General features: G+C 37.8%; 7 protein-coding genes. 4 read left to right on the forward strand and 3 right to left on the reverse strand.

All coding sequences use genetic code 11. The features are described 5' to 3' along the window. Positions 1 to 40: 40 nt before the first annotated feature. On the reverse strand, positions 41 to 565 hold the full coding sequence (locus VXS03_RS13065; RefSeq protein ID WP_327764201.1) for an ATP-dependent zinc protease family protein: 525 nt from the start codon (positions 563 to 565) through the stop codon (positions 41 to 43). 97 nt (positions 566 to 662) lie between these two features. Next, positions 663 to 1,268 carry an HAD family hydrolase gene (locus VXS03_RS13070; RefSeq protein ID WP_327764202.1) on the reverse strand — a complete coding sequence of 202 codons (606 nt, stop codon included), beginning with the start codon at positions 1,266 to 1,268 and terminating at the stop codon, positions 663 to 665. A 121-nt stretch (positions 1,269 to 1,389) separates the two neighbouring features. Between VXS03_RS13070 and yciH the strand changes: the two genes are divergently transcribed. Together yciH and dtpA are read left to right on the forward strand one after the other, a co-directional pair. After that, positions 1,390 to 1,713 (forward strand): stress response translation initiation inhibitor YciH, encoded by a 324-nt coding sequence (gene yciH / locus VXS03_RS13075; protein ID WP_080155930.1) that lies wholly within the window; start codon positions 1,390 to 1,392, stop codon positions 1,711 to 1,713. Between the two features lie 273 nt (positions 1,714 to 1,986). Further along, complete coding sequence (gene dtpA / locus VXS03_RS13080; RefSeq protein WP_327764204.1) at positions 1,987 to 3,441, forward strand: dipeptide/tripeptide permease DtpA; 1,455 nt, start codon at positions 1,987 to 1,989, stop codon at positions 3,439 to 3,441. A gap of 113 nt (positions 3,442 to 3,554) precedes the next feature. Here dtpA and VXS03_RS13085 read toward each other — a convergent pair whose 3' ends face one another. Next, complete coding sequence (locus tag VXS03_RS13085) at positions 3,555 to 4,619, reverse strand: threonine aldolase family protein (RefSeq protein WP_327764205.1); 1,065 nt, start codon at positions 4,617 to 4,619, stop codon at positions 3,555 to 3,557. A 207-nt stretch (positions 4,620 to 4,826) separates the two neighbouring features. Here VXS03_RS13085 and opgC point away from each other — a divergent pair, with 207 nt between their 5' ends. Further along, a complete protein-coding gene (opgC, locus tag VXS03_RS13090; protein ID WP_327764206.1) occupies positions 4,827 to 6,350 on the forward strand; it encodes an OpgC domain-containing protein in 1,524 nt (507 codons plus the stop codon). 361 nt (positions 6,351 to 6,711) lie between these two features. Beyond that, positions 6,712 to 9,081 carry a cellulose-binding domain-containing protein gene (locus VXS03_RS13095; protein WP_327764207.1) on the forward strand — a complete coding sequence of 790 codons (2,370 nt, stop codon included), beginning with the start codon at positions 6,712 to 6,714 and terminating at the stop codon, positions 9,079 to 9,081. The last annotated feature ends 349 nt before the right edge of the window (positions 9,082 to 9,430 follow it).

The following is a 9,430-nucleotide window of genomic DNA, read 5'->3' on the forward strand; positions in this document are numbered from 1 at the left end:
CTATTTATTACAGGCACTGATTTAGCGATACATTTAAGTATTAATCATCGTTATCGTGTTTTGATACATCAACTAAATAACGTCCATCTAACCAATTGCGACCAATGAGTAATTTATATTCAAGTTTTTTACGATCACGTAAGTTAACTGGAATCGCATGGTTTTTACCATTCCAAACTAAATCCATTACCACAGCATAACGGCGTTCAACACCTTGTGCATTACGTATTTTGCTGATTTTAATGATTTTGCTCGTATGTGTTTGTTCTTGTCCTTGAGCATTGGCTGTTTTAAAGCTGATCATTTTGCCTAGATTTTCTTGCCAACTTTTCTTGCTATCGTTAGGGTTATTATTACCATCGATAACGTGCAAGTCATACGCATTGATAGATGTTGTATTTGCCCCGGTATCGATACGCGCTTTGTAATCCATATCAAGATCTTTAACGTGAATGGTCTCAACAGGGCCCACAATGTATTTTCCATCGCATTGATCGGTAGCGTAGGTCATGGTTGATAGGGTTGCTGCAGCAACTAACATGGCAGACATAAAAACTTTTTTCACATAAACTCCTGATATTATTAGCTCTTCATTATAGATAATAGACTGGGTAGCAATAACAATGTTCAATTTTATGTAAAAATTAGGCAATTATCTGAATTTAATGTAGAAAAAGTTGCTTTTCAATTTGCTGGAAACACGATGTTGTTTGATCAAATTTAATTGTATTAAAACCGAGTGCTGATGCTATTTGAATATTCTCGCTATTATCATCAATAAATAAACTTTCTTGTGGTGTTAATTGGTAACGCTCACAGAGCCTTAGAAATATTTCTTGTTCGGGCTTCATGACTAATTCTTTTCCTGAGACTAATCCACCATCAAAAAATGAAATAAAGTGATGCTTCTCACATAGAGTATCAAAAAAGGCACTACACATATTGGTCAGATAATAAAGTGAGTAGGGTTGTTGTGTTAACTGATTAAAGAGTGTTTCTGTTTGTTGTATTTTGGTCAGACTCAATTGAATATGCGCGATAAAATCTTCAATACGCTGTGATGATATTTGAGTTCGTGCTGAAAATTTCGGTATCACCTCCGCAATAAGCATCGTACCACGATCAAGTGATAGCCAGTCAGGATGTTGAAGTACATCACGCAGCAATATTTCTCTCTCTGATGGTGATGTGGTGAAACTATTAACAATATGGTGTGGATTCCATTCAAATAGTACTGCGCCAAAATCAAAAATCACATTACGAATCATAAGATGTTCCGTTAGAGTACCATTTATTGATAGTATTGGTTCATGAGTATTTCGCAAGATTGATGTGCTAACTTTTAATGTTATTCACACAATCAAGCAACCAAGTGAGATAGATTGCACAATGAGTGATAATAGCCGTTTAGTTTTCTCAACCGAAACTGGTCGAATTAAAGAAGAGAAAGAACAGCCTGTACGCCCAAAAGGTGATGGTATTGTTCGTATTCAGCGAGAAACAAAAGGACGTAAGGGCAAAGGCGTTTGTATTGTTTCAGGTCTTGATGTTGAAGATACCCAACTGAAGCTCATTGCCGCTGAATTGAAAAAAGTGTGTGGCTGTGGCGGTGCAGTAAAAGAGGGTAAAATTGAAATTCAAGGTGATAAGCGTGATGTGATTAAAGCGCATCTTGAAAAGAAAGGTCATACCGTTAAATTAGCTGGCGGTTGATAGCCAATTATATACGCTAAAAATCTGAGTGATCAGTAGTTTATATGAGGCAATAATTCAAACGATTATTGCCTCAATTCTATTCGTTTATATATAACCACCAGCATTGTAACGTTATCTATTTTAAATCCTGCTATTATTTCTATTTTCAACCTTCCTCTTAAAGATATAAACCCTATTCGATAATATCTATTTTTGAATCAGTCTCGCAATCCGCATTTTTAATATAACGACTACTATTAAAGCAATTGCGACTGATTTAAGGAAGGCTGTATGTCAGATGTGAATGTTTTTAAACAACCTAAACCGTTTTATCTCATATTTTCAGTAGAGTTCTGGGAGCGATTTGGGTTCTACGGCATGCAAGCCATTCTTACTGTATATATGGTTAAAATTCTTGGCATGTCAGAGGCCGAGTCATTTACCTTATTTGGTGCATTTTCTGCGTTAATATTTGGTTCAGTAGCGATTGGTGGGTGGGTTGGGGATAAGATCCTTGGTACGAAACGGACCATTACTCTCGGGGCGTTTGTTCTTACTATTGGGTACTCTTTATTAGGGCTATCCGCAGCGGGAGGGTTTGGCGGAAAAGAACTTATCTATATAGCAATGGGTTTTATCACTATGGGTAATGGTTTATTTAAAGCCAACCCTTCAAGTTTACTTGCAAAATCTTATGAGGAAAATGATCCGCGTCTTGATGGTGCATTTACCATGTACTATATGGCGATTAATTTAGGTTCATTTTTCTCAATGCTATTAAGCCCTTGGATAGCTGAAAAAATGGGTTATGGCGTGGCTTTTGGTGTGAGTGCGATTGGATTATTAATTACTATGGTTAACTTTATGGTGATGGGTCGAATCGTTAAAAATATTGGTTCAAAACCTGATATGTTGCCCGTCAATAAACGCTATTATTTGGCTGTTGTGGTGGCTACCGTTGTATTGAGCTTTTTGAGTGCGTTTCTATTACAACACTTGTTTTACGCTCATGCTATTTTGGTTGTAGTCGGAATTACAATCGTGTTTATTTATTTCAAAGAAGCATTTAAAACACAAGGACTTGAAAGGGCAAAAATGTTTGTCGCTTTTGTTTTAATGTTACAGGGCATTGTCTTCTTTGCGCTATATTTTCAGATGCCAACCTCACTTAATTTTTTTGCTATTCATAATGTTAGTCATGATTTATTTGGTTTTAAAGTAGAGCCAGAACAATTTCAAGCGCTGAATCCGTTTTGGATCATGATTGCGAGTCCGCTATTAGCCATACTTTATAATAAACTCGGCGAACGATTTGCGATGCCGTTTAAGTTTGCGTTTGGGATGGTGTTATGTAGTCTAGCTTTTTTAATTTTGAAATTCTCAACTGGGTTTGCAAATTCACAAGGGATCGTTAATTCAAATTGGTTAGTGGCAAGCTATTTATTACAGTCACTAGGGGAGTTGTTAGTGTCAGGTCTTGGGCTCGCTATGATTGCCCAATTAGTGCCACAACGAATGATGGGATTTGCTATGGGAATGTGGTTTTTAACCTCAGCCACTGCGGCTATTTTAGCTGGCTGGATTGCAAGTTTAACGGCTGCGCCAGAAGGGGTTATTGAACCAACTCAAACTCTTGTTCTTTATGCAGAAGTTTTTGGTGAAATCGGGTATGTTACTGCTGTTATTGCTGCCTTTACATTACTTATTGCGCCAAAACTAACCCGTATTATTCAAGGTAAAGCGTAGTGTTATATGACTAACCACAGTGTAACTATAAATGTGGTGTGAAGAATAACGGCAATCATATTAGGTGATTGCCGTTATTCTTTTACTACTTACTACTTACTACTTACTACTTACTACTTACTACTAGCCGCAAGTACATCAATAAAAGCGTCAATATCTTCAGCTTTGGTTGCAAAATTGGTTACTAAACGCGCGACACCATCACCCCAGCGATTAGCTAAAAACTCAAAGCCATGTTCATGTAAGGTTGCAATCGTCACGGGTGACATTTTACAAAATACAATATTTGTTTTTGATGGGTGAAGTAGTTCAACACCATCGATGCTCAGAATACCGTTACGTAATTTTGTTGCCATTGCATTCGCATGTTGTGCGTTGTTAAGCCATAAATTATCGGTAATATAAGCATCGATTTGTGTTGATAGAAAACGCATTTTAGACATCAAATGCCCCGCACGTTTACGACGATATTCAATTTCATTTTTTAAACTAGTATCAAACAGAACAATCACTTCTACACCAAAGGCACCATTTTTTGTCGCACCAAAAGAAAGGGCATCAACACCCGCTTTCCATGTCATTTCTGCAGGTGAACATCCAAGGGCATCAACCGCATTAGCAAAACGTGCGCCATCCATATGGTATTTTAAATTATGGCTTTTACATACATCACCAATAGTACGAAGTTCATCAAGGGTATAAACACTTCCTGTTTCAGTCGCTTGAGTCACACTAACGACAGCTGGCTGTACGGTATGAACATCTCCAATCTTTAAAGTAGCACGTTGACTCAATTTTATAGGGTCAATTTTACAATCATCACCATCAATCGGCAGAAGCTTTACGCCATTACTGAAAAACTCCGGCGCGCCACATTCATCATTATTTATATGGCTATTTGGATGACAAAGTACAGCTCCCCAAGCAGGAGACATTGCGGCTAAACATAAGCTATTAGCTGCTGTTCCTGTTGGTACTAAAACGACCGCAACATCAGTTTCAAATAACGCACTCATTTTGCGATCCAATTGTAACGATAAATCATCATTACCATACGGTGTTGCATCACCAACACTAAATTCAATAAGGTGCTGCAATATTTGAGGTGACACACCTGCAATATTGTCACTGGTTAAGCCGATGGTTTTTTTCGAGGTCGTTAAGGTTGAGCTTGTCATTGTTGTCTCCATACAGATTGAATTATCAATATACCTAATTTACCGCGAAAGATAAGCAATATTATTATTCTAGTTTTGTAATTACCGGACTATTACAGTGCGAAATGTGGTGTTTCATCCAAGCTTGAGATCAAATGGCAATGAAAGATATAAAAAGGCATGTTTTTTGATAAAAATACGCTAATACAATTATTTAGAGTAACGATAATGAAAAGGATAGCTGCGTTAGATAGTATTCGAGGTTTATTACTATTATTAATGACAATCAATCACTTAATATGGATAAGTGGCGGGTATTCTGTCATTCAAAATGTGACTTTACAACCATTTGGGCAGTTTGGCGCAGCCGAATGTTTTGTACTTATTTCAGGCTTACTTGCGGGTGCGATATACAGTAGAGAATCGCTAACTAATGCTCAGTCTATCACCAAAGCATGGCACCGAGCATTTAGTATCTATCGTTATCACATTGGTTGCTTGTTGATTGTTTTTGCATGGGTTCTTATCGCATCACATTTCTTACCATCAGCTTTACCTATACTCCAACATAGTGCTCAGAATGTAATAGAAACCCCCTTTAAGACCTTTATAGCCAGTGCGGTTTTGGTTAATCAACCCAACTATTTTGATATTCTGCCGCTGTATATTATTTTCATGTTGCTGTTACCTGTGCTCATTATTATGTACCGCAAAGGGCTAGGGTGGGCAGTTGTAAGCATCAGTATTATTGTTTGGATTTTTAGTAAAGAGCTTAATACAACAATACTGCTCCCTTTCTTTTCGTTTGTTTTTTCAAGTTTCAAACTACAGCTAGGCTATTTCAATCTTTTTGCATGGCAACTGTTGTTTGTCGGCGGCTCGGCTCTTGGGTTTATGCTACAAAATAAAACACTACGTTGGCAGCATCCTGTATTAACTGCTATTGCAGTGATCATTGCAACGGGGCTTTTTGCCGCGCATTACGGTGTCTTTAGTGATTATGGTATTCAGCGGTGGGCGCTATATGCATATGCAGATAAACCAGAACTTGGTTGGCTACGTACTTTAAATATTACCGTATGGGTATATCTGATAGCTGTAATTATTCAGCGTTATCCTAATGCCCTCCATATTAAGGCATTAAGTTATATTGGTCGTCATTCATTACGCGTCTTCAGTTGGCAAGTTGTTATTGTCTATTTAAGCGCGCCGTTACTGCATAATCTTCGTTTAGAATCATATTACACGCTACTTATTATCGCTTTTGCTGCAACATTATGGGGCGCAGCATTACTGTCAGAGAAGGTAAATATGCATACGGTAAGTCGATTACATTGGGTGAGTGGGGGTAGCGTTATCTTGAGTATTATTATGTTTGCTAATGTCGTTACTGCCGATGGTATTTCCCCGTTAACAATAAAAGTCACCAATATTAGTGATCCCAAAACAGCAGTGCTAGTGTTGGTTTACGATGAAAAAGATGATTTAACTCAACGCCCTACGGTATATATGAACACGTATTCGCCGCAAAAATTGGCACAAGGGATCACAATCGATGCGCTTCCTTTTGGGGATTATGCGGTATTTGCATTTCAAGATACTGATGGTGATTACAATTTAACAATAGGTAATGATGGTATGCCTATCGAACATTTTGGTTATTCAAACAATCCACCATTAACTGCACCGGTATTAATGGAGCAAGTAAAATTTGCTCACAGAGGGCCACAAACTAAAACCATTAATTTCTAAGACGATTTAAAACAACGCACTCAATTAACAAAAATTGAGTGCTGCTATTGGGTTATTTTTAATGAAAAGGGCATTTATTATAGTTAGCTACGGATTTTATAGTTTCGGCTCAATCTCACATTTATAAAATTATCATTATCTTCTTACTGTTTTTTTCTTTGATCAAACGATCATATTTCACCGATATTAACTGATTGCATATTGTTACTTATAATTCGCGATGATAAATAAGTTAATACTAATCAAATGGTTGTTATAAGGGTGCTAAAAATTTGGTTCATAAAGCAATATTTTAGCTAATAACTAATCAAGATTAGATTTTTGACCTATTTATACGCATGAACATAGAAGGAATTAAACTGTGAGAAGAATAAATAAAATAACAATAGCGATATTCAGTACTATGCTTAGCGGTTATGTGTGTGCGTCTGATGTTAATCAGATATCAAGTGTTGCACCTTTGGCTTCAGCGGGACTATGTGATGAATTTAATGTTTATCCTGATTGGACGCGGGGTGATCACGCTGGCACTGGCGATATAATGGTTAATAAAAATATTGCTTATTCTGCTGTTTATTGGACTCAATCTGTTCCAGGTAGTGATAGTTCATGGACTCTACATCTTAATTGTGATGGATCTGAGCCCGGTACTGCGGCTGTACTTTCGTTACCAAATCCAATGGATCCTGTGCGCCTTGAAGTTGCTGGATGGCCAAATGATTTTGTGGTTACAAGTCCATCATCAACGGCACCGCCAACAATAACTATTGCAACGAGTGCTACTGAAGATCTTGCTGATGTTAATAAGTTAACCGCTAAATTTGTTTCCATCATCGAGGCGGCGACACAAGCAGGGACTTCATCTGTCATTATTAGTAGTGATGTGCTTGATAAAGCAACATTAGATAAAGGTCAATCTCTGGGTGTTATTGCGGTTAAAGAGGCATTACTCAAAGCCGTAGATACAACCGCAGCTAGTATTGATATTGATAAAATTAATGCCCTTAGTGATGATTTGAAAGGTTGGTCACAAGCTCACAACTTAATTCTAACAACGCTTGCTCCTGAAGCGAGTTTGGGTTGGTCTTTCAGCGTTGGTGATTTTGCATTTGATACTCATTCTGGTCGCCAATCTGTGTGGAATGCTGCATCAAGTTACACTGCTGATCTTTTAAATACTCTAGATATATATAAAGCAGAATCATTGACTAAAGCTGACTTCATTAGTTTTACTAAATCATCAACCACCGCGGCATTATCAACTGAACAATGGCACAACGCACTTGAATATGTAAAACAAGTTACGGATTATATTAAGACGCCTGCAATGCTTGCTAATATTCCAACCGAGCAAGCTGCGAATTATTTTATGGGTCAAACAACACGTGATCAGCAAATTCGTAAAGCGGCTCACAGCAATATATTTGCGATTTTATTTGATAAAGACAGCGCAGATTTAACAAGTAAAATTGAAGCTTACCAAAGTGCGAAAGTACCATTATATTACGTTGGTGAAGAACTTGAAAAAGGCTCATTAACACGTATTGAAGCATTGAATACTGAGTTAACGAATGCCTCAGATGTCATGGATAATGAAGCCTTCCTCTATGAAACACCGCAGTCACAATGGGTGCCATCGACAGTGTATAAGTGGAATGACTTCCTTGATGGCCTTAATGCGATGCACAATATTGGTGTTGCAGGTAATAAGTTTTGGCTACTGACTGACGAAGCAGATGATGCAACCAATATTATTTATGCCAAAGTCGCTATTGCTGCGTTTTTAGCACAAAGCATGCAAGAGACAATCCGTTATAACGCATGTGATGAAAACAACTGGTCTGAAATTAAATATGGCGCGCCTGCTGATTACCCAATGTCTGCAAGTTGTGGTCAGTTAGGTCAAAAATACGCAGATTACGGTGTTAACCCAGTATCAGGCTTAGATTATGCTTATTCTTGTCCGCGTGATAACAAAATGGAAGTCAGTGCGTTAACCCATGCAAAATGGTACGGCGCACCAGCACCTGTATTTGCCGCTCCTGATGCAGTATTAGAAGAGCAAGGCTTACTGGTTAATGGTCATGTGGGACGCTGGACTAACAATGGTCACTGTAATGCGGTACCAGATAAAATCGATACTTCAAAGCAAGTATGGGAACGTGATGAGTGTAAAATTTACGTTGGTCAAAAAGCCGGTACGTTCTTATGGGATGGCAGCAGTCAAGAAAGTGTTGAAGGCTGTGGTTGGTGGGGACGTGGCGTTATTCAAACCACAGGTCGTCAAAATTTTGGTACGTTAAACCATTATTTAGGTCGTTCACACGTTGATCCTGCAACCATTGGTCAAACCATTGATGGTGTAATGGTTGAAGCGCCACCTGTAAACCCGCTATATGCTGATCTTGATTTCTGTTCAAACCCAGGCTTAATTTGTAGCTCTGAGAAGAATAAAGAAATCAAATGGATTGCAGGCTTATTCTATTGGGTAACATCAGTGCAAGCATACTCTAATGAAGGCGGTGACTATGCTGATTGGAATTATTACAACGAATTGAAAAAGTACGTTAATGGTGGCCTGAAAGGAACTGAATTTATTGATGATGTTTCTGGTATTGTGAACCGTGGCTGCCCAGATTCAACTTGTTCGACAGGTGATGTTCATAACATTAAAGAACGTCAAGATAATTTTAAACTGGTACTACAAAAATTAGGACTTAATCCTCAGTAAGTAAAATAGCTGATACATTAAGTTGGTAATAAATTTAAACCCTGTTTTTCGAAACAGGGTTATTTTTGGCGTTTACATTGTGGCGATCTGTTTTGTAAACGCCATCAAACTAAGTTTAATAATTACAAGTTTCTAAGGGGCTACCGAATACAGAATGTCTGAGGTAGCATCTTAGAATAAGTGTTAATTATGTACTTTATGGTAAATAGCTAATACTGTTAAATGCACAAGGAGTAAATTGCAGGAGAGTGTATTTAACCATTATTAATCAATATTCTACGTATATTCTTGTGATAGTCTCAATGCTCTATATCCTATTTAACATAAGGTACATAATGCGCACTGAGGT

It is taken from the genome of Photobacterium sp. S4TG1 (genome assembly GCF_036040035.1).
In the GTDB taxonomy this organism is placed as follows: domain Bacteria; phylum Pseudomonadota; class Gammaproteobacteria; order Enterobacterales; family Vibrionaceae; genus Photobacterium.

Bases quoted from the DNA above. Each gene is read 5' to 3' on its own strand.
- VXS03_RS13085 (WP_327764205.1), bottom strand. From the start codon at position 4,619: ATGACAAGCTCAACCTTAACGACCTCGAAAAAAACCATCGGCTTAACC.
- VXS03_RS13070 (WP_327764202.1), bottom strand. From the start codon at position 1,268: ATGATTCGTAATGTGATTTTTGATTTTGGCGCAGTACTATTTGAATGG.
- opgC (WP_327764206.1), top strand. From the start codon at position 4,827: ATGAAAAGGATAGCTGCGTTAGATAGTATTCGAGGTTTATTACTATTA.
- yciH (WP_080155930.1), top strand. From the start codon at position 1,390: ATGAGTGATAATAGCCGTTTAGTTTTCTCAACCGAAACTGGTCGAATT.
- dtpA (WP_327764204.1), top strand. From the start codon at position 1,987: ATGTCAGATGTGAATGTTTTTAAACAACCTAAACCGTTTTATCTCATA.